This window comes from Halomonas cerina, from assembly GCF_014192215.1.
GTDB classification, from domain to species: domain Bacteria; phylum Pseudomonadota; class Gammaproteobacteria; order Pseudomonadales; family Halomonadaceae; genus Halomonas; species Halomonas cerina.
Window position 1 is genome coordinate 14,051 of the sequence record NZ_JACHXP010000011.1, and the last position, 19,835, is coordinate 33,885.

Consider the following 19,835-nt stretch of genomic DNA (forward strand, 5'->3'; position numbering starts at 1 on the left):
GAGCCACATGACCGCACGCCAGTTTCCCGCCACCCGCATGCGCCGCATGCGCCGGGATGACTTCTCGCGCCGGCTGATGCGCGAGCACACCCTCACCCCGGCCGACCTGATCTGGCCAGTCTTCGTCATGGAGGGCGAGGGGCAGCGGGAGGCGGTGCCCTCGATGCCGGGGGTCGAGCGGCTGTCGCTGGATCTGTTGATCGAGGAAGCCCGGGAGGCACTCGAGCTCGGTATCCCGATGCTGGCTCTGTTCCCGGTCGTGGATACCTCGCTCAAGAGCGAGCTGGCCGAAGAGGCCTACAACGCCGGCGGCCTCATCCAGCGCAGTGTGCGCACCCTCAAGCAGGCCCTTCCCGGGCTCGGCATCATGACCGACGTGGCACTCGACCCCTACACCAGCCACGGCCAGGACGGCATCCTCGATGCCGAGGGTTACGTGCAGAACGACCGTACCGTGGAGACCCTGCTCAAGCAGGCTCTCTCCCACGCCGAGGCCGGTGCCGATGTGGTGGCCCCCTCCGACATGATGGACGGCCGTATCGGGTCCATCCGCCAGGTGCTCGAGCAGGAGCAGCTGCACAATACCCGCATCATGGCCTACAGCGCCAAGTACGCCTCGCGCTACTACGGCCCCTTCCGCGATGCCGTGGGCTCCGCCGCCAACCTGGGCCGCGCCGACAAGGCCACCTACCAGATGGACCCATCCAATGGCGACGAGGCGCTCCACGAGGTGGCCCTGGATCTGGCTGAAGGCGCCGACATGGTGATGGTCAAACCCGGCATGCCCTACCTGGATGTGGTGCGTCGCATCAAGGACGAGCTCAAGGTCCCGACCTTTGCCTATCAGGTCAGCGGTGAATATGCCATGCACATGGCCGCCTTCGAGAACGGCTGGCTGGATGCCGACGGCGTGATGCTCGAGTCCCTGGTGTGCTTCAAGCGCGCCGGCGCCGATGGCGTACTGACCTACTTCGCCAAGCGAGCGGCCCGCCTGCTCGCCCCATGATCCGCCGGGGGATGTCATGCTGCCCTTCCGGCCCACGACAGGGAACTCTCATGGACCACACCCCCCACCCACCCCCTGCGAGCGCTACCGCGCCGGAGGGTACCGAGATCGCAAGCGAGCCGCCGGCCCCGCGGCTCAACCAGACCCGCACCGGCATCAAGCCCAAGGCGATGCCGGACCCGGAAGCAGACCTGGCAGACCCGGGCCTGTACTTCAACCGCGAGCTTTCGCACCTGCAGTTCAACATCCGGGTCCTCGAGCAGGCGCTCGATGAGGCGCACCCCCTGCTCAACCGGCTGATGTTTTTGCTGATCTTCTCCTCCAACCTGGACGAGTTCTTCGAGATCCGAGTGGCCGGACTGAAGAACCAGGTGGCACTGGGCGACGAGAGCAGCGGGGCCGACGGGCGCCCACCTCGCTCGGTGCTCGGCGAGATCAGCCAGATCGCCCACGCCCAGGTGGAACGCCAGTACCAGATCCTTAACGAGCGACTGATCCCCGAGCTCGAAGCCCAGGGGCTACGCTTCCGCCGCCGTGGCAGCTGGACCCAGGCCCAGGCCGCCTGGATCCACGACTACTTCACCACCGAGATCACTCCGGTGGTCAGCCCCATCGGGCTCGATCCTTCGCACCCCTTCCCGCGATTGGTCAACAAGAGTCTCAACTTCATCGTCGAGCTCGAGGGCAAGGATGCCTTCGGTCGCGAGGGTGGCCTTGCCATCTTGCCGGCCCCACGCTCCCTGCCCCGGGTGATCGCCCTGCCCGAGGAACTCTGCGAGGAGGGGTTCACCGAGTATGTCTTCCTCTCATCGATGATCCACGCCCATGCCGAGGAGGTCTTCCCCGGCATGGCGGTACGCGGCTGCTATCAGTTCCGCCTGACCCGCAACGCCGACCTCTCGGTGGACCCGGAAGAGGTCTCGGATCTGGCCTCGGCGCTGCGCGGCGAGCTGCTGGCGCGTCGCTACGGCAGCGGTGTGCGCCTCGAAGTGGCCGACAACTGCCCGGAGGAACTGGCCGAGTTCCTGCTCAAGCAGTTCGAGCTGGACGCGGCCGACCTTTACCGGGTCAACGGCCCGGTCAACCTGACGCGCATGATGTCGGTGCTGGGCGAGGTACAACGCGCCGAACTGCTGTACCGCCCCTTCTCGCCGGGCCTGCCCAAGAGCCTGCGCAAGCAGGAGAGCCTGTTCGCGGCCATCGCCGAGGGCGATATCCTGCTCCACCACCCCTTCCAGTCCTTCTCGCCCGTGGAGGAACTCGCCCGCGAAGCGGCCCGAAATCCGGACGTGCTGGCCATCAAGCAGACCCTCTATCGCACCGGCGCCGATTCCCCCATCGTCAATGCTCTGGTGGAAGCCGCCGGCAACGGCAAGGAAGTCACGGTGGTAATCGAGTTGCGTGCCCGCTTCGACGAGGCCGATAACCTGGCGCTCGCGTCGCGGCTGCAGGAGGCGGGCGCCATCGTCATCTACGGTGTCATGGCCTACAAGACCCACGCCAAGATGATGCACATCGTGCGCCGTGAGAAGGGACAGCTGCGCCACTACGCCCACCTGGGCACCGGCAACTACCATTCCAAGACCGCAAAGCTCTACACCGATTATAGCCTGTTGACCGCCCATCCCACCCTCTGTGCCGATGTGCACAAGGTGTTCCAGCAGCTCTCCGGCATGGGCCGCGCCCGGCAGATCGAGAAACTGCTGCACGCCCCCTTCACGCTCCACGAGCGCCTGGTGGCGATGATCGACCGCGAGGCCGCCATCGCCCGTAAGGGCAAGCGCGCCCATATCATCATCAAGTGCAACTCGTTGACCGAGCCCAAGCTGATCCAGGCCCTCTACCGCGCCTCCCAGGCCGGCGTGGAGTGCGACTTGATCATCCGCGGCATGTGCTGCCTGCGCCCGGCCATCCCGGGCATCTCCGAGCATATCCGGGTGCGCTCGATCATCGGCCGCTTCCTCGAGCACACCCGAGTGTTCCATTTCCACAACGACGGCAAGCCCGAGACCTGGTGCTCGAGCGCCGACTTCATGGCCCGCAACATGTTCCACCGGGTGGAGACCTGCTTCCCGCTGCTGGACAAGAAGCTGGCCGCCCGGGTGCGCAAGGACCTCGAGACCTACCTGGTGGACAACTGCCAGAGCTGGCTACTGCAGGGGGACGGCACCTACGTCAAGCAGAACCCAGGCGATGCCGCGCCGATCAGCGCCCAGGAGACCCTGCTCTACGCCTACGCGGCCCGCGCCTGAGCGAAGCTGGAAGCCAGCATGATCCCGCTAACGCTGGGGTCAAGGTTTACTCTTCCGGCTTCAAGCTCAAGCCCGCGAAGCGGGCGCTCTTCCAGCTTCTCGCTTTCGGTTACACGCCGATCTTGCCGCCATCCTGCTTCTGGATCACCACCGTGGCGGCACGTGGGCGCACCGTGCCCTCGGCGGGCACCGTGGCATCGGCCGAGGCCGGCCAGTTGCCCGGGTGCTGGATGTTGATGAACAGCGCGGTCTTGTCCGGGGTGGCGAAGATCCCGGTCACCTCGCAGCCGTTGGGGCCGACGGCGAAGCGCTTCACCTGCTCCTGGTTCGCGCCCGAGACCACCGCCGCGCTGCCATCGGCGCGCTGAAGTGCTGCCGGCACGACCGCCAGCAGTTGGTCGTTGGTGGTCTCGGCGACGCCTTCATAGCCGTTATCGGTCTCGATCCACAGGATGCCCTGGTCATCACCGCGCTCATCGAACCACAGGCCATCGGGGCTGGCGAACTGGTTCATCTCGGTCAGGCCGGAGAGATTGTCGGTATCCGACGCGGCCGCGCCGAACACGAACACCTCCCAGTCGAAGCGCGTGACGTCATCGCCTTCGCGCCAGCGAATGATCTGCCCCGCCTCGTTGTTGGCCCGGGGATTGGCCGCGTTGACGGGTGCCGTGGCGTAGCCCGAGCCCGGCATCTCGATGGCCTCGCCGGCATGGGTAAAGGTCGGCGCGGTGCCCTCGGCGGTACGCTTCGAGTTGTTGGTCAGCGTCATGTAGACGTCGCCGGAGGTCGGGTCCACCGCCCCCCACTCGGGGCGATCCATAGGGGTGGCGCCCATCAGGTCGGCGGCGTCGCAGGTGTGGATGATCACGCCGGCCTGATCATCGGCGGCCAGCCCCAGAGCCTCGGCCAGGGGGCGTCCGTCGGGCGTGACCGACGCCGGCGTCAGCGGAAGCCATTCGCCGCGGCCGTCGGCATCGAAGCGCGCCACGTAGAGGGTGCCCTCGTCCAGGTACTTGGCCCCGATCGCCAGACGGTCGGCCTCGGCCCCGGGCGCATGGGCATCGGCCGGGTCCCAGGCAGCGGCCGAAACGAACTTATAGATGTACTCGTTGCGCGAGTCGTGACCGGAGTAGAACACCACCGGCTCACCGGCGTCGAGCTTGCCCGGCCAGCAGCCCTCGTGGCGGAAGCGGCCCAGGGCGGTGCGCTTCACCGCCTGCTCGCCGCTGTAGGGATCGATCTCGACGATATAGCCGAACTGACGCGCCTCGTTGCGATAGTCGCCGCTGGCGTCGTCGGCCGTGGGGTTGCCGATCAGGCGGGTAAACTCGTCTTCACGCTCGCTTTCGTCGCCGGCGGCGGTCTCCCAGCCATAGCGGCCGCGGCCAGTGGCGATGCCCAGGCGGTTATCGTCCCGGGTGCGCCCCTCGTCCTTGACGAAGTAGTCCGGCCAGTTTTCCTCGCAGGTCAGGTAGGTGCCCCAGGGCGTATAGCCGTTGGCGCAGTTGTTGTTGGTGCCACGAGCGATGGTGCCCTGGGGCGAGTACCGGGTCTTGACGTAGTCGCTGCCGGCTACGGGACCGGCCAGGTGCATCGGCGTGGCACTGGTGAAGCGCCGGTTGTGTGGCGAGCCAGTGACGTGGCTCCAGCGGCCGTCGGCGTTCTTCTTGACCTCGACCACGGTGACGCCATGGGCGTTGATCTCGGTGCGCACCTCATCGGCGGGACGCCGGCCCTCGGCCAGGTTGGTGGGGCCGCCCTGGGGCCCCCAGAGGGCATGCTCGTCGATGTACTCGTTGTTCATCACCAGCAGGAAGTGCTGGGATGCCGTCGCGGTATCCAGCGCGAAGGGGTGCATGCCGTCATGATGCATGCCGACACTGGCGGCCTGGCGCTCCGGCGTCATGGCCAGGTCCTCGCTCCATTCCGACGCGCCGTCGTTCAGCGGCGTGCCCCAAGGCACCAGTACCTGGGCGGTGTACGCTGGTGGCACCACCATCGCGTCGGTGCGCGAGCCGGCGATGGCGTCGAAGGCCAGCGTCAGTGGCTTCTTGGCCATGCCCTCTTCATGGCGGTCGGCGAGGGCCGATAGTCCGAAACCGCCCAGCATGGTCATGGCCGCCATGCCCATGCCGCCTTTCATCACCTCGCGACGCGAGACGTGGCGCTCCAGCACCGAGGAGAAAGGCGTGTTGCTGCTGGGGTTCAAGAGACGATGATCTTCGATTTCCTTGCTCATGAGGGTCCTCACTCGTCACGCTGGTGCGGGGCGCGGCACTGGCAAGGCCGCGCATCGATGCAAGGAGGACGATACCCAAGCCAGGTGACAGGAGGATGACGCCCGCCGCCCCCTCGAACGGGCGAGCGGGAAGATGCGCTACGGCATGCCACGCAGCCGCTCGGCGGCGGTGAGCAGCAACCGCTCGGTGGTTTCCCAGCCGATACAGGCATCGGTCACCGAGACGCCATGGCGCAGCTGGCCGGGCACCAAGGGCTGCTTGCCCTCGTGCAGGTGGCTCTCCAGCATCACCCCTGCCAGGGAGGTGTCACCGGCCAGGCGCTGACCCAGCACATCACGCAGCACTTCACCCTGGCGGTGATGGTCCTTGCGGGCATTGGCATGACTGCAGTCGACCATCAGCCCGGGGCGAAGCCCTGCGGCCTCCAGGGCGCGACGGGCCGCGGCCACCTGGGGGGCCCGGTAGTTGGGTTCCCCGTGACCGCCACGCAGCACCAGGTGGGTGTGGGGATTGCCCCGGGTCTCGTGCATCACCGGGCGACCGTCTGCGTCGAGAGCGAAGTGGTGGTGGGGGTGGGCCGCAGACCGGATGGCATCCAGCGCCACCTGGACGTCGCCGCTGGTGGCATTCTTGAAGCCCACCACGGCGGAAAGGCCGCTGGCCAGCTCGCGATGCAGCTGGGACTCGGTGGTCCGCGCGCCGATGGCCACCCAGGCCAGCAGGTCGTCCAGGTAGGGGGCGATCATCGGCTGCAGCAGTTCGGTGGCCACCGGCAGGCCCAGCCCGGCGATGTCACGCATCAGGGCACGCGAGAGCTCAAGGCCCCGGGCCATGTCACCCGAGCCGTCCAGATCCGGATCATAGGCGAGCCCCTTCCAGCCCACGGTGGTCCGCGGCTTCTCCACGTAGACCCGCATCACCGGGAGCAGCCGATCGGAGACCTGGGGGGCCAACGCGGCCAGGCGGCGGGCATACTGGAGAGCGGCCTCGGGGTCATGGATGGAGCAGGGGCCGACCACCACCAGCAGGCGGTCGTCGCGACCGGCCAGGATGTCGCGGATCGCCTGGCGCTGGTCGGCGATTCGGGTGGCGAGCTCGGGCGCCACGGGCAGGCTGCGCCGCAGTTCGCCGGCGGTGGGCAGGGCGCGTGCCGGATGGGAGGCGGGACGGGCAGTGTCGTTCAGCGGGGCAGTGGCAAGGGTAGCGGTCATGGCGTCATCAACTCCGGGTAGCGGTCATCCATCGTGTCTGTCGGGGGCCACCGAACGCGCTACGGCCGGGTGTGGCGGAGTGAGCCGACCGCAGCTCGCTAAATCGCCAATAGCCGTAATAGCCCGCAAGGCTCCGGGTCAGGCGAATGGCGATGGATGCGGTCATGGTCGCGCTCCTTGATGTCATCTGTGCTGTCGAGTGTCGTGAAAGACAGAACCCCCGGGCGGGTTGCCGTCCGGGGGTTCTGGGGGAGGCAACCCTGGGAGGGTGTGCCTCTCGGCGATGTCGTGTCTTGCGTTCAGGACATGGCCGCCGGCACACCGGGTCTAAACCAGTAGCCGATACCATAATAGTGACTCGCCATCACGCGACCGCGCCGCATCGCGCCGAAAGCGGCGGCGTCTGCAGGGGCATGGATGTGTCGCGTCGGGATCATGGTCATCTCCTGAGTCAGCCTTCATCCTGCCGCATGGAGCATGGCCCTGGCAAGTGCCCCCAAGGTCGCAGGGGCATTCAGCCAGTGGCGAGCTGTATCCAGCCGATGGTGGCGGGCAGGGCGCTCATGCCCACCAGCACCACCAGCCCCAGGAGGACCGACAGCAGGCCGCTGTCGTCCTTGAAGTTCTCGTCGTGTTCCGCCATGGGTATTGCCTCCGTATGTCGTCGCGCCGGGGTCGGTCGGACATTCTAGCGAAGATGGCGACCGACGGCACGGGGTGTCGCCCTTAGCGCAGGTGCCGACCGCCGTCCACCGGCAGGGTGATGCCGGTGACATAGCGGTTGTCGAGCAAGTAGCGCAGGCTCTGGTAGATCACCCCGGGGCCGGGCACCATGTCCATCACCGCCTTGGCCTTGACCTTCGCCACATAGGCGTCGTCATCGCCCTCCCCCAGCATGATCAGCGCCGGCGCGATGGCGTTGACCTGGATCGCCGGCGCATACATCGCCGCGAAGGACAGCGTCAGATTCTCGAGTCCTGCCTTGGTGGCCGCGTAGGCGGCGTGTTTCCTGGACCCCTTGCGCGCCACGTAGTCGGTCAGGTGCACGATGTCGCGCTGGGGCTCGCGGCAGGCCTCCAGCAGCGCTCGGCCATGCAGGTTGATCAGGTAGGGCGCCAGCATGTGCACCCGGAACAGTCGTTCGAAGTTCTCGCCGGCCTTGGGGCCGGTGATATCCGGTGCCCAGTCGCTGGCGTTGTGGACGATGGCCCGCAGCGACGACGTCTCGGCCTTCAGGCGCTCGAGGAAGTCGAGGATGCCCGCCTCGGTGGAGAAGTCCGCCGCCAGGGTGACGATGCCGCGCTCGCGCAGGGCATCGAGCGCGGGGCGCTCGCGGCGATAGCTGATGATCACCGGGTGGCCATCATCGACAAGCCGCTCGGCGCAGTGGCGCCCCAGACGCTGGGCGCCGCCGGTGATCAGGACCGGCGAGGCGCTCATGCCCGCCGCTTCCGCACCAGGCTGCCCACCGTCGGCACCAGGGGATCCCGGGGCGCGTAGGCGAAGACGTCCGAGAAGACCCGCGAGGCCACAAGCCCCAGCGACGCCAGGACATCGACGCAAGCATAGACCATGCCCGGCGAGCCGGAGAGGTAGACGTCATGGCGCGAGGCGTCATCGAGGTGCTCGGCCAGGGCCTGGTCGATCCGCCCCCGGTGGCCGAGCACCCGCTCGGCGTCGAAGCCGGCCTCCAGCGGCTGCTCGCTGACGCCATGGAAGGTCACGCCCGCGTGCCGCTCCACCCACTCCCGGGCCAGGCGTTCCAGGTAGAGGTCGCGCCGCTCGCGGGCCGCCCACCACAGCTCGATCTCGCGTTCCGGGTCGGCATGCAGCGCCGCCTCGACGATCGCCTTCATCTGGGCGAAGCCGGTACCGGCGGCGATGAGCAGCAGGGGGCGCTCGCTGTCGGGGTCGAGCACGCAGTCACCGCCGGGCAGGCGCAGGGTGAGCCGCTCGGCGACCTGGAGCAACTCGCGCAGCCGGGCGGAGTTGTCGCGCTCGGGCCAGTGCTGGATATGCAGCTCGATCACGCCGTCACCACCATGGGCATTGGCGATGGAGAAGGGGACCCAGGTCGTGTCATCCAGCCGGAGCTCCAGGTACTGGCCGGGGTCGTGGGCCACCGCCTCGGGTCGCCCTTCCAGGGTGACGCGGAAGACGTCGGGGGTGAGGTCCTCGACCTCGGCGACCCGGCAGGTCAGGGTCCTTGGCGTCATGAATGCCTCGTGTCGTTGTCGGGGGAAAGGGGAATGTCCAGCTCGGCCCAACGCTCGCTGACGCGGGCCTTGACGGCCGCGTCCATGACGATGGGTGTGCCCCACTCGCGGTCGGTCTCGCCGGGCCATTTGGTGGTAGCGTCCAGGCCCATTTTGGAACCCAGTCCGGCCACCGGCGAGGCGAAGTCCAGATAGTCGATGGGCGTGTTCTCCACCAGCACCGTGTCCCGGACGGGGTCCATGCGGGTGGTGATGGCCCAGATCACGTCCTTCCAGTCTCGGGCGCTGACGTCGTCGTCGAGCACCACCACGAACTTGGTGTACATGAACTGGCGCAGGAAGCTCCACACGCCCATCATCACCCGCTTGGCATGGCCCGGGTACTGCTTGCGCATGGTCACCACCGCCATGCGGTAGGAGCAGCCCTCCGGCGGCAGATAGAAGTCGACGATCTCGGGGAACTGGCGGCGCAGAATGGGCACGAAGACCTCGTTGAGCGCCAACCCCAGAACCGCCGGCTCGTCCGGCGGGCGACCGGTGTAGGTGGAGTGATAGATGGCGTCGCGACGCATCGTCATGCGCAGCACCGTGAACACCGGAAAGGTCTCCACCTCATTGTAGTAACCGGTGTGGTCGCCGTAGGGGCCTTCCGGCGCGGTGTCGTCCGGATAGAGGAAGCCCTCGAGGATGATCTCCGCCGAGGCCGGCACCTCCAAGTCGGCATGGCCGCACTTGACCAGTTCGGTGCGCGAACCCCGGAGCAACCCGGCGAAAGCGTACTCGGAAAGCGTATCGGGCACTGGGGTCACGGCGCCGAGGATGGTCGCCGGGTCGGCGCCCAGTGCCACTGCCACCGGGAAGGGTTCGCCGGGATGGGCCTTGCAAAACTCCTGGAAGTCGAGGGCCCCGCCACGGTGGGAGAGCCAGCGCATGATCAGACGGTTCTTGCCAAGCTTTTGCTGGCGATAGATGCCGAGATTCTGGCGCGTCTTGTGGGGCCCTCGCGTGATCACCAAGGGCCAGGTCACCAGCGGCGCGGCGTCGCCGGGCCAGCAGTGCTGGATGGGCAGGCGGTCGAGGTCGACATCATCGCCCTCGAGGATTACCTCCTGCACCGGCGCCCGCTTGAGCACCTTGGGCCCCATGCTCATGACCTGCTTGTAGACCGGCAGCTTGTCCAGGGCGTCGCGGAACCCCTTGGGCGGCTCCGGCTCCTTGAGGAAGGCGAGCAGCTTGCCGACCTCGCGCAGCGCGGCGACCGACTCCTGACCCATGCCCAAGGCGACCCGCTTCGGCGTGCCGAAGAGGTTACCCAGCAGGGGCATGCTATGTCCCTTGACGTTCTCGAACAGCAGCGCCGGGCCGCCGGCGCGCAGGGTGCGATCACAGATCTCGGTGATCTCGAGATAGGGGTCCACCTCGGCGGTGACCCGGACGAGCTCGCCCTGAGCCTCGAGCACCGTGATAAACTCGCGCAGGTCCTTGTACTTCATTCGGATTTCCCGGTTCCTGAATGACGAAAGGGGCAGCATAGCATGCCGCCCCCTCGCGCATCGCCGGCTTCCCTAGCGGCGCTTCATCGCCTCGAAGAACTCGAGGTTGGTCTTGCTATCCTTCAGGCGATCGATCAGGAATTCGGTGGCCGCGGTATCGTCCATGGGGTTGAGCAGCTTGCGCAGGATCCACATGCGCTGCATCTCCTCCTCGGAGGCGATCAGGTCCTCGCGGCGGGTGCCGCTGCGACGGATGTTGATCGCAGGATAGACGCGCTTCTCGGCCAGCTTACGGTCCAGGTGCGCCTCCATGTTGCCGGTGCCCTTGAACTCCTCGAAGATCACCTCGTCCATCTTGGAGCCGGTGTCCACCAGCGCCGTGGCGATGATGGTCAGGCTGCCGCCCTCCTCGATGTTGCGCGCCGCGCCGAAGAAGCGCTTGGGCTTCTCCAGGGCGTGGGCGTCGACGCCGCCGGTCAGCACCTTGCCGGAACTGGGCACCACGGTGTTGTAGGCCCGCGCCAGGCGGGTGATGGAGTCGAGCAGGATCACCACGTCCTTCTTGTGCTCGACCAGGCGTTTGGCCTTCTCGATGACCATCTCGGCGACCTGGACGTGGCGTGCCGGCGGCTCGTCGAAGGTCGAGGCCACCACCTCGCCACGTACCGTGCGCGACATCTCGGTCACCTCCTCGGGGCGCTCGTCGATCAGCAGCACGATCAGGTGGCACTCGGGGTTGTTGCGCGTGATCGAGGTCGCGATGTTCTGTAGCATCAGGGTCTTGCCCGCCTTGGGCGGGGAGACCAGCAGACCGCGCTGGCCCTTGCCGATGGGGGCGGTGAGGTCGATGATGCGCGCGGTAAGATCCTCGGTGGAGCCGTTGCCGATCTCCATGCGCAGCCGCTCCTGGGGGAATAGCGGCGTGAGGTTCTCGAACAGAATCTTGTGCTTGGCATTCTCCGGCTTGTCGAAGTTGATCTCGCTGACCTTGAGCAGGGCGAAGTAGCGCTCCCCCTCCTTGGGCGGACGGATCTTGCCGGAGATGGAGTCACCCTTGCGCAGGTTGAAGCGGCGAATCTGCGAGGGCGAGACATAGATGTCGTCGGGGCCAGCCAGGTAGGAACTGTCGGCACTGCGCAGGAAGCCGAAGCCGTCCTGCAGGATCTCCAGCACCCCGTCCCCGTAAATCGGCTCGCCACTCTTGGCGTGCTTCTTGAGGATGGCGAAGATGATGTCCTGCTTGCGGGAACGGGCCAGGTTGTCGATGCCCATCTCGCGGGCAATCTCCAGGAGTTCCGGAACGGGCTTTTGCTTGAGTTCGGTAAGGTTCATCGGTGTGTTCAGAGTTGCTCTTGGAAGCCGGGCGGTCAGGCGCCGTGACCATGAAAAGACAGGAGGCGAGAGGGTAACGCCGCATGGATGCGTTCAGTGCCCGGTCAGGCTGCCACTCGTCGTGATGCGTCGCATGGCCGGGGACGGGCAGCCGCGCGGTAGCGGCGTGCCGGGCCGATAGCGGAAGCGAGGGGACAGGTTCGTTTTCGCCTGATCAGCGGGTCGTGGCCGATCGACCAGGATCGCAGGCTGATGCAGTGGGCTGACTGACGACTTGAGATTTGACCGCGTAGCCTTCGCCATGAAGCGGTCGAGAAGCATTCGGAACAGGCGAACGTCTCGATACTAGTCAAGGCCACCGGGAAACGCAAGTGCGCCGCACCGTGCGATTGACAAGCCCGAAGGGCGCCCGCAACCTTGGCACATTGCCCGACAGGACCCGCCATGACCATACCCACGGAAAGGCCCCCCATGTCGCCGCCCGGTCACCCCCCGCGCCGCCTGGCCGCCATCGACCTCGGCTCCAACAGCTTCCACCTGCTGGTGGCCAACTACCGGGAAGACCGCCTGCAGGTCGTCGCGCGCCTCGGCGAGAAGGTCCAGCTCGCCGCCGGCCTGGGCACGGACGGCCTGCTCGACGAGGCGGCCATGCAGCGTGCCCTGGACTGCCTGGCCCGCTTCGCCCCCTTCCTCGTGGATATTGCTCCCGGTCACCTGCGGGTGGTGGGCACCAACGCCCTGCGTGACGCCGACAACAGCCAGGCCTTCATCGAGCGCGCCGAGGCCCTGCTGGGGACCCGGATCGAGATCATCGCCGGTCGCGAGGAGGCGCGCCTGATCTACCTGGGCGCGGCCCACGCCCTGGCCGAGGACGGCCGACGCCTGATCGTCGACATCGGCGGTGGCTCCACCGAGTTCATCATCGGCGAGCGCTTCGAGCCACTGGCTCTGGAAAGCCTGCGCATGGGCTGTGTCACCTTCCGCGATCGCTTCTTCGCCGACGGCGCGCTTAGCGAGAAGGCCTTTCGCAAGGCGGAGCTTATCACCCTGTCGGAACTGGCCAACATCCAGCGGCCCTATCGGGAGCTCGGCTGGGCCGACCCGGTCGGCTCCAGCGGCACCATCAAGGCGGCGGCCGCGGTGATCGGTGCCACCGGGGATGCCCCAGAGGGGATCATCACTCGCCAGGGGCTGGCGGCCCTGCGCAAGCGACTGATCAAGTGCAAGCACCTGGACAAGGTCGCCATGCCCGGCCTCAAGGCCGACCGGGCCCGGGTCTTCCCCGCCGGCATCGCCATCCTCTGCGCCATCTTCGAGGCCTTCGATCTAAAAAGCATGCGTTATGCCGATGGCGCCCTGCGCGAGGGGGTGCTCTACGACATGGTGGGACGTAACAGCCCCGAGGACTCCCGCCTCAAGACCCTGGCCGTGCTGGAACGCAGCTACGGCGTGGACACTCGCCAGGCCCGTAACGTGGCCACCACGGCCACCGCCCTGCTCGGCCAGGTGCGCGGGGCCTGGTCGCTGGACGACGACCAGGCACGCTTCCTGAGGTGGGCCAGCCGCCTGCACGAGATCGGCCTGGCCATCTCCCACAGCCAGTTCCACCGCCACGGCGCCTATCTGCTGGAATACTCCGACCTGCCCGGCTTCTCGCGGCCCGAGCAGCGCCTACTGGCCTTTCTGGTCCGGGCGCATCGCCGCAAGTTCCCGCTCAAGGAGTGGCAGGCCCTGCCATCGAGCGAACGGGCCTCGCATGCCCGCCTCGCCCGTTTGCTGCGCCTGGCGGTGCTGCTCAACCATTCGCGCCCCGAATCCCCCCCCGAGGCGCTGCCCCTGGCAGCAGACGGCGATGCCCTGACCCTGACGCTGCCGGGCAGCGACGAACCAAGCCTGCTGCACACCGACCTGGAACAGGAGGTGGCCTACCAGGCGGCGGCCGATTTCCCCCTAGCGCTGATCCAGACCTGACCAGCCCTCGGCCAGGGCAATCCAGCCTTGGATCGCCGGATCGAATACCGCCACCACCGTCGCGCCGTGATGGACCACCAGCAGCCGCCTGCGCCGCCAGGGGGGGACCCCCGCCTCCTGCAGCAGACGCTTGAGGTCCCGTCGACCGCGCGCCCCCAGGCGCAGCGTCTCGCCGCCACGCCGCGGCGACACCCCCAGCCCCTCTGCCTCGCCCGCCTCATGTACCAGGCCACCGATCAGCGGCCCGGCGGGGGTGACCAGCAGCGAGGCACCATCCCAGTCGGCGTGCCAGTCGACCGGCAGGGGCATCACCGGGGGCATCAGATAGAGCGTTCCCCGCCAGACCCGTGCCTCCGCACCGGGCCAGTCCAGGCACACCTCGGCATCACCCCGGGCCGCGAGTTGGCCGAGCAGGGTCTCGAGACGCCGGGACGGCGGCGTGGGCAGGCCAGACCGACGGCAGGCATGGCGCACCAGCAGACGACGGCGCGGCGCACTGAGCGCCACCAGCCCCGTCACGGGCAGGCAGCCCGGATCGCCGCCCAACCGAGCGAGGTCCTCCTCCGCCAGCGTCTCGAGCAGGGCCTCGGCGTCACCGGTCAAGGCGGCACTCTGCGCCAGGGCCTCGCCGACATGGGGCCAGCGCCTTGCCAGCAAAGGCAGTACCCGGTGGCGCAGGAAGTTACGGTCCAAGGAAGTATCGATGTTGGAGGGGTCCTCGCACCAGGCCAATCCGCGGTGCGCCGCGGCGTCCTCGAGCTCGGCCCTGGCAACCCCCAGTAACGGGCGTCCGAGCCGGCGCCCGCGCCAGTCGCGGCTCGATGGCATGCCCGCGAGGCCACGCACACCACTGCCACGCAGGGCGGCAAGCAGGAAGGTCTCGGCCTGATCATCACGATGCTGGGCCAGCCACAGGGTCTCGCCGGGCGCCACCCGGCGGGCCAGGGCGGCGTAACGGGCCTCCCGCGCCGCGCCCTCGACCCCCTGGCCGGTATCGCGGTCCACGCCAACCCGCGCGACATAAAGCGGTACCCCAAGGCGTGATCCGAGGCGACGGCAGTGAGTCTCGAAATCATCGGCCGCGGCCTGGAGGCCATGGTGCACATGCAGGGCGCGCAGTGGGCGGGGGTAACGCCGGCAGGCATCGGCGGCCAGCGTCAGCAGCAGCGTGGAGTCGAGCCCGCCGGACAGGCTGACCCAGACAGGGCGCCCCGGCGGCGTCTGCGCTAGGGCGTCATCGATCAAGGTTTGCAGGGACATGGCCGAGTGCAGAAAGGGCCGTTAAGCCGGGGCTCCATAGGACATCAGCCGCTCATAGCGGCGTGTGAGCAGGTCATCCACCCCCATCGCCTCCAGGCGGTCGAGGCTGGCCAGCAGCGACGCCCGGACCCGCTCGGCGGTGGTCACCGGATGACGATGGGCGCCACCGAGGGGCTCGGGAATCAGGGTATCGACGAAGCCCAGCTCCTTGAGACGCTCGGCGGTGATGCCCATGGCCTGGGCCGCATCGGCGGCCTTCTCGGCGCTCTTCCACAGGATGGAGGCACAACCCTCCGGGGAGATCACCGAATAGGTGGAGTACTGCAGCATGGCCAGCTCATCGCAGACGCCGATGGCGAGCGCCCCGCCGGAGCCGCCCTCGCCTACCACGGTGGCGACGATCGGGGTCTTGAGACGCGACATCACCGCCAGGTTGTAGGCGATGGCCTCGCTCTGTCCGCGCTCCTCGGCATCGATGCCCGGATAGGCGCCCGGGGTGTCGATGAAGGTCAGCACCGGCATCCGGAAGCGTTCGGCCATCTCCATCAGCCGGCAGGCCTTGCGATAGCCCTCGGGGCGCGGCATGCCGAAGTTGCGGCGCACCTTCTCCTTGACGTCGCGGCCCTTCTGGTGACCGATCACCATCACCGGCCGGTCGTCGAGCCGGGCCACCCCGCCGACGATGGCGGCATCGTCGGCGAAGCGCCGGTCACCGTGGAGTTCATCGAAGTCGGTGAAGACGTGCTCCAAATAGTCCAGCGTATAGGGCCGCTGTGGATGCCGAGAGAGCTGGGAGACCTGCCAGGGAGAGAGATCCTTGAAGATCGATTCGGTGAGCCGGCGGCTCTTCTCCTCGAGCCGACCGATCTCGTCGTTGAGATTGACCTGGCTGTCGTTGCCAACCAGCCGCAGCTCCTCGATCTTGGCCTGGAGCTCGGCGATGGGCTGTTCGAAATCGAGATAGTTGGGGTTCATGGGCTAGCCTTGTCTCGTCGGCCGGGGCACGACCGGGGCGAATCGTGAATGGCGGGCATTATCTCACCCTGACGGTACCACGCAAGGCAGTACATCTACCGCTGCCGCGACTGCTCGGGGCTGACCCGGCGTAGGACCTCCTCTTCGGCCCCCCGACGCCCCTCGCTGATACGCCGAAGCCCGAAGCCAAATTACCGATACTTGAGCCGCACGCCATCCTGGCCCTGCACCTCGCGCAGGGCGATCAGCAGCTCGTCGGACGGCAGCACCTTCCATTCGTCGGCAAGCTCCAGCCAACCGGCCGCCTCGGCGTTGCGGTAGCGCAGGCGCACCGGCAGGCCCTCGCCGTCGCGGAAGGGGGCCAGGCTCTCGCGCAGGCTCTCCACCAGCCGGCCGTTGAGCCGAGCCCCGTCCAACGACAGCTCCACGGCCTGGCCGTAGCGGGCCCGCGCCTCGACCATCGGCGTGACCTCCTTGCCGCGCAGGCGCAGGCCGCCGGAGTAGTCGTCGGTGGAGACCTCGCCCTCGATGATCAGCACCTGGTCGGCCTCGAGCCTGCCACGCAGGGCCTCGAACAGCTCGCCGAACAGCGACGCCTCGATGCGTCCGGTGCGGTCGTCCAGGGTGATGAAGGCCATGGTGTCGCCACGCTTGGACTTCATGGTGCGCAGCCCCACCACCAGGCCGGCCACCCGCTGGGGCTCCCGGGAGGGCCTGAGCTCACCGATGCGGGTCGACACGAAGCGCTCAAGCTCACCCTCGTACTCGTCGATGGGGTGGCCGGTGAGGTAGAGCCCCAGGGTCTCCTTCTCGCCGGCCAGACGCTCCTTGTCCGTCCAGTCGCGCACGCCGCGATAGTCGGCGTAGGAATCGGACGCGTCGCCCTCGTCGCTTGAGGCGGCGAAGACCTCGCCGAACATGTCCATCATGCCCAGGTTCTGGTTGGTCTGGTTCTGGGCCGCCGCCTTGAGGGCCGCGTCCAGCGAGGCGGCGAGCACCGCTCGGCTCGGCCCCAGGGCATCCAGGGCACCGGAGCGGATCAGCGCCTCCAGGGTGCGCTTGTTCATGCGCTTGGGATCGACCCGCTTGCAGAAGTCGAACAGGTCCGTGAAGGCGCCGCCCGCCTCCCGGGCCTCGACGATGGCGCCGATCGGGCCCTCGCCGACGCCGCGGATGGCCCCCAGACCATAGACCACGCGTCCCTCGGTATCCACGGTGAACTTGTAGCCGCCGACGTTGACGTCGGGCGGCGTCACCGTGAGTGAGAGGTGGCGGCACTCCTCGATCAGCGGCACCACCTTGTCGAGGTTGTCCATCTCGGTGGACATCACCGCGGCCATAAAAGGGCCGGGATAATGCGCTTTTAACCAAGCCGTTTGATACGAGACCAGCGCATAGGCCGCCGAGTGGGACTTGTTGAAGCCATAGCCGGCAAACTTCTCCACCAGATCGAAGATGTTGCCGGCCAGATCCTTGTCGATGCCGTTGGCCGCACAGCCCTCCATGAAGCCCGCGCGTTGCTTGGCCATCTCCTCGGGCTTCTTCTTGCCCATGGCGCGGCGCAGCATGTCGGCCTGACCCAGCGAGTACCCCGCCATCACCTGGGCGATCTGCATCACCTGCTCCTGGTAGAGGATGATGCCGTAGGTCGGGGCGAGCACCGGCTCGAGCAGCTCGTGCTGGTAGTCCGGGTGCGGGTAGGAGATCTCCGCCCGGCCGTGCTTGCGGTTGATGAAGTCGTCGACCATGCCCGACTGCAGGGGGCCCGGACGAAACAGCGCGACCAAGGCGATCATGTCCTCGAGCGAATCGGGCAGCAGGCGCTTGATCAGCTCCTTCATGCCGCGGGATTCAAGCTGAAACACCGCCGTGGTCTCGGCCTTCTTGAGCATCTCGAAGGTCGGCACGTCATCCAGCGGGATGGCATCGATGTCCAGCGGCCCCTGGCCCTCGACGGCGCGCACCTTGTCGACCATTTCCAGCGCCCAGTCGATGATGGTCAGGGTGCGCAGGCCCAGGAAGTCGAACTTGACCAGGCCGGCGTCCTCGATGTCATTCTTGTCGAACTGCACGACAAGCCCCGAACCGTCCTCGTCGCAGAGCAGCGGCGAGAAGTCGGTGAGCTTGGTGGGCGCGATCACCACGCCGCCGGCGTGCTTACCGGTGCCCCGAGTGATGCCCTCGAGCTTCTCGGCCATCTCCCAGATCTCGGCGGCCTCCTCGTCGGCCTCGAGGAAGTCCTTGAGCGCCGGCTCGGCCTCCAGCGCCTTGGCGAGTGTCATGCCCACCTCGAAGGGGATCAGCTTGGAGAGCTTGTCGCCCAGCGAGTAGGGCTTGCCTTGGGCCCGGGCCACGTCGCGCACCACCGCCTTGGCGGCCATGGTGCCGAAGGTGACGATCTGCGAGACGGCGTCGCGGCCGTAGCGGTCGGCCACGTAGTCGATCACCCGGTCGCGCTTCTCCATGCAGAAGTCGACGTCGAAGTCGGGCATGGAGACCCGCTCGGGATTGAGGAAGCGCTCGAACAGCAGATCGTAGCCGATGGGGTCCAGGTCGGTGATCTTCTGGGCGTAGGCCACCAGGGAGCCGGCGCCGGAGCCGCGCCCCGGCCCCACCGGGACGTCGTTGTCCTTGGCCCACTGGATGAAGTCCATCACGATCAGGAAGTAGCCGGGGAAGCCCATCTGGATGATGATGTCGAGCTCGAAGTCGAGGCGCTGGCGATAGCGAGCGTCGATCTCGGCATACGCGTCGCCGTCGCGGGGGTACTGGTCGGTCGGATAGAGGAAGTCCAGGCGCTCGGTGAGGCCGTCGTGGGAGATCTTGCGGAAGAACTCGTCCTGGGTCATGCCCTCGGGAATCTCGAACTCCGGCAGGAAGATCTCGCCGAGGCGCACCTCGACATTGCAGCGCGCGGCAATCATCACGCTGTTCGTGAGCGCCTCGGGGATGTCGACGAACAGCTCCGCCATCTCCTCGGGACCCTTGAGGTATTGCTCCTCGGTGTACTTGCGCTCGCGGCGTGCGTCGTCCAGCGCCTTGCCCTCGCCGATGGCCACCCGGGTCTCGTGAGCCCAGAAGTCCTCGCGTTCGAGGAAGCGCACGTCGTTGGTGGCTACCACCGGGGTGCCGGTCTCGATGGCCAGGTCCACCGAGAGGTGCACGCATTCCTCCTCCAGCGCCCGGCCGGTGCGGGTCAGCTCCAGGTAGAAGCGACCCGGGAAGGCGGCCTGCCACTCCTCGAGCAGGACGCGGGCCTCGTCATGATGGTCGCTGAGCAGGTGGCGGCCGACCTCCCCTTCACGCCCGCCGGAAAGCGCGATCAGCCCCGCGCTTTGCTCGAGCACCCAGGCCTTGTCGATCAGCGCCTGGCCCTGGCGCTGGCCGTGCATCCAGCCCCGCGAGATCAGCTCGGTGAGGTTACGATAACCGACGTCGTTCATGGCCAGCAGGGTCAAGCGATAGGGGTGCCCCTCGTCATGGGGGTTGGCCAACCAGAGATCGCTGCCGATGATCGGCTTGAGGCCGGCGCCCTGGGCGGCCTTGTAGAACTTGACCAGCGCGAAGAGGTTGGTCTCGTCGGTGAGCGCCAGCGCCGGCGTGCCCTGGGCCACCGCCGCCTTGACCAGCGGCTTGAGGCGCACCAGGCCGTCGACCAGGGAGAATTCGCTGTGGACGCGAAGATGTACGAAGGGCGTGGTCATGGTGGACTCAAGATTGGGCGATAAATAGTCAGTACTGGTGACATTGCTCGACGCTGATCCAGCGCTTTCGCATCCTGTCCGCTCGGGCTGACCCGGCGATAGATCTACGCGGGGGCGCTGTAAATACCTCCCTGTACGCTACTTTTGCCATCCATGGAAAAAGACCCCCGCTACG

At 67.4% G+C, this 19,835-nt stretch carries 14 protein-coding genes; 3 read left to right on the forward strand and 11 right to left on the reverse strand.

Features of this window, described 5'->3' with window-relative positions; genetic code table 11:
* The first annotated feature begins 7 nt into the window (after nt 1–7).
* Together hemB and ppk1 are read left to right on the forward strand one after the other, a co-directional pair.
* Nucleotides 8–1,006 (forward strand): porphobilinogen synthase, encoded by a 999-nt coding sequence (gene hemB / locus FHR94_RS11685; protein ID WP_425485376.1) that lies wholly within the window; start codon nt 8–10, stop codon nt 1,004–1,006.
* Between the two features lie 50 nt (nt 1,007–1,056).
* The gene (gene ppk1 / locus FHR94_RS11690) at nt 1,057–3,258 is read left to right on the forward strand and encodes a polyphosphate kinase 1 (protein WP_246389935.1); all 2,202 of its coding nucleotides are present in this window, start codon (nt 1,057–1,059) and stop codon (nt 3,256–3,258) included.
* Nucleotides 3,259–3,367: 109 nt separating this feature from the next.
* On the opposite strand, the gene FHR94_RS11695 is transcribed toward ppk1, so the two are convergent.
* The 8 genes from FHR94_RS11695 to rho form a co-directional block, all read right to left on the reverse strand.
* A complete protein-coding gene (locus FHR94_RS11695) occupies nt 3,368–5,497 on the reverse strand; it encodes a PhoX family protein (protein WP_183325909.1) in 2,130 nt (709 codons plus the stop codon).
* 138 nt (nt 5,498–5,635) lie between these two features.
* On the reverse strand, nt 5,636–6,709 hold the full coding sequence (locus FHR94_RS11700; protein ID WP_183325910.1) for a 3-deoxy-7-phosphoheptulonate synthase: 1,074 nt from the start codon (nt 6,707–6,709) through the stop codon (nt 5,636–5,638).
* A 299-nt stretch (nt 6,710–7,008) separates the two neighbouring features.
* Nucleotides 7,009–7,146, reverse strand: coding sequence for a hypothetical protein (locus FHR94_RS11705; RefSeq protein WP_183325911.1), 138 nt, complete (start codon nt 7,144–7,146; stop codon nt 7,009–7,011).
* A gap of 77 nt (nt 7,147–7,223) precedes the next feature.
* Nucleotides 7,224–7,352 (reverse strand): hypothetical protein, encoded by a 129-nt coding sequence (locus tag FHR94_RS19855; protein ID WP_281376014.1) that lies wholly within the window; start codon nt 7,350–7,352, stop codon nt 7,224–7,226.
* A gap of 83 nt (nt 7,353–7,435) precedes the next feature.
* Entirely contained in the window at nt 7,436–8,149 is a 714-nt protein-coding gene (gene folM / locus FHR94_RS11710) for a dihydromonapterin reductase (protein WP_183325912.1), read from the reverse strand.
* On the reverse strand, nt 8,146–8,925 hold the full coding sequence (locus FHR94_RS11715; protein ID WP_183325913.1) for an NAD(P)H-flavin reductase: 780 nt from the start codon (nt 8,923–8,925) through the stop codon (nt 8,146–8,148). Before FHR94_RS11715 ends, folM begins: the two co-directional genes overlap by 4 nt.
* Nucleotides 8,922–10,418: a 4-hydroxy-3-polyprenylbenzoate decarboxylase gene (gene ubiD, locus FHR94_RS11720; protein ID WP_183325914.1), complete on the reverse strand. Its 1,497-nt coding sequence runs from the start codon at nt 10,416–10,418 to the stop codon at nt 8,922–8,924. Before ubiD ends, FHR94_RS11715 begins: the two co-directional genes overlap by 4 nt.
* Nucleotides 10,419–10,490: 72 nt before the next feature.
* On the reverse strand, nt 10,491–11,750 hold the full coding sequence (rho, locus tag FHR94_RS11725) for a transcription termination factor Rho (protein WP_183325915.1): 1,260 nt from the start codon (nt 11,748–11,750) through the stop codon (nt 10,491–10,493).
* A gap of 444 nt (nt 11,751–12,194) precedes the next feature.
* Between rho and ppx the strand changes: the two genes are divergently transcribed.
* Nucleotides 12,195–13,721, forward strand: a complete 1,527-nt coding sequence (gene ppx, locus FHR94_RS11730) for an exopolyphosphatase (protein WP_183325916.1) — start codon at nt 12,195–12,197, stop codon at nt 13,719–13,721.
* Here ppx and tilS read toward each other — a convergent pair.
* From tilS to dnaE, 3 genes are all read right to left on the reverse strand, one after another.
* On the reverse strand, nt 13,701–14,981 hold the full coding sequence (tilS, locus tag FHR94_RS11735; protein ID WP_183325917.1) for a tRNA lysidine(34) synthetase TilS: 1,281 nt from the start codon (nt 14,979–14,981) through the stop codon (nt 13,701–13,703). The two genes, ppx and tilS, sit on opposite strands and share 21 nt — an antisense overlap.
* 21 nt (nt 14,982–15,002) lie before the next feature.
* Entirely contained in the window at nt 15,003–15,956 is a 954-nt protein-coding gene (accA, locus tag FHR94_RS11740; RefSeq protein ID WP_183325918.1) for an acetyl-CoA carboxylase carboxyl transferase subunit alpha, read from the reverse strand.
* A gap of 191 nt (nt 15,957–16,147) precedes the next feature.
* Complete coding sequence (gene dnaE / locus FHR94_RS11745) at nt 16,148–19,660, reverse strand: DNA polymerase III subunit alpha (RefSeq protein ID WP_183325919.1); 3,513 nt, start codon at nt 19,658–19,660, stop codon at nt 16,148–16,150.
* Between the last annotated feature and the right edge of the window lie 175 nt (nt 19,661–19,835).

Coding starts and splice junctions, on each gene's coding strand:
- hemB (WP_425485376.1), top strand. CDS start 8: ATGACCGCACGCCAGTTTCCCGCCACCCGCATGCGCCGCATGCGCCGG.
- ppk1 (WP_246389935.1), top strand. CDS start 1,057: ATGGACCACACCCCCCACCCACCCCCTGCGAGCGCTACCGCGCCGGAG.
- FHR94_RS11695 (WP_183325909.1), bottom strand. CDS start 5,497: ATGAGCAAGGAAATCGAAGATCATCGTCTCTTGAACCCCAGCAGCAAC.
- FHR94_RS11700 (WP_183325910.1), bottom strand. CDS start 6,709: ATGACCGCTACCCTTGCCACTGCCCCGCTGAACGACACTGCCCGTCCC.
- FHR94_RS11705 (WP_183325911.1), bottom strand. CDS start 7,146: ATGATCCCGACGCGACACATCCATGCCCCTGCAGACGCCGCCGCTTTC.
- FHR94_RS19855 (WP_281376014.1), bottom strand. CDS start 7,352: ATGGCGGAACACGACGAGAACTTCAAGGACGACAGCGGCCTGCTGTCG.
- folM (WP_183325912.1), bottom strand. CDS start 8,149: ATGAGCGCCTCGCCGGTCCTGATCACCGGCGGCGCCCAGCGTCTGGGG.
- FHR94_RS11715 (WP_183325913.1), bottom strand. CDS start 8,925: ATGACGCCAAGGACCCTGACCTGCCGGGTCGCCGAGGTCGAGGACCTC.
- ubiD (WP_183325914.1), bottom strand. CDS start 10,418: ATGAAGTACAAGGACCTGCGCGAGTTTATCACGGTGCTCGAGGCTCAG.
- rho (WP_183325915.1), bottom strand. CDS start 11,750: ATGAACCTTACCGAACTCAAGCAAAAGCCCGTTCCGGAACTCCTGGAG.
- ppx (WP_183325916.1), top strand. CDS start 12,195: ATGACCATACCCACGGAAAGGCCCCCCATGTCGCCGCCCGGTCACCCC.
- tilS (WP_183325917.1), bottom strand. CDS start 14,981: ATGTCCCTGCAAACCTTGATCGATGACGCCCTAGCGCAGACGCCGCCG.
- accA (WP_183325918.1), bottom strand. CDS start 15,956: ATGAACCCCAACTATCTCGATTTCGAACAGCCCATCGCCGAGCTCCAG.
- dnaE (WP_183325919.1), bottom strand. CDS start 19,660: ATGACCACGCCCTTCGTACATCTTCGCGTCCACAGCGAATTCTCCCTG.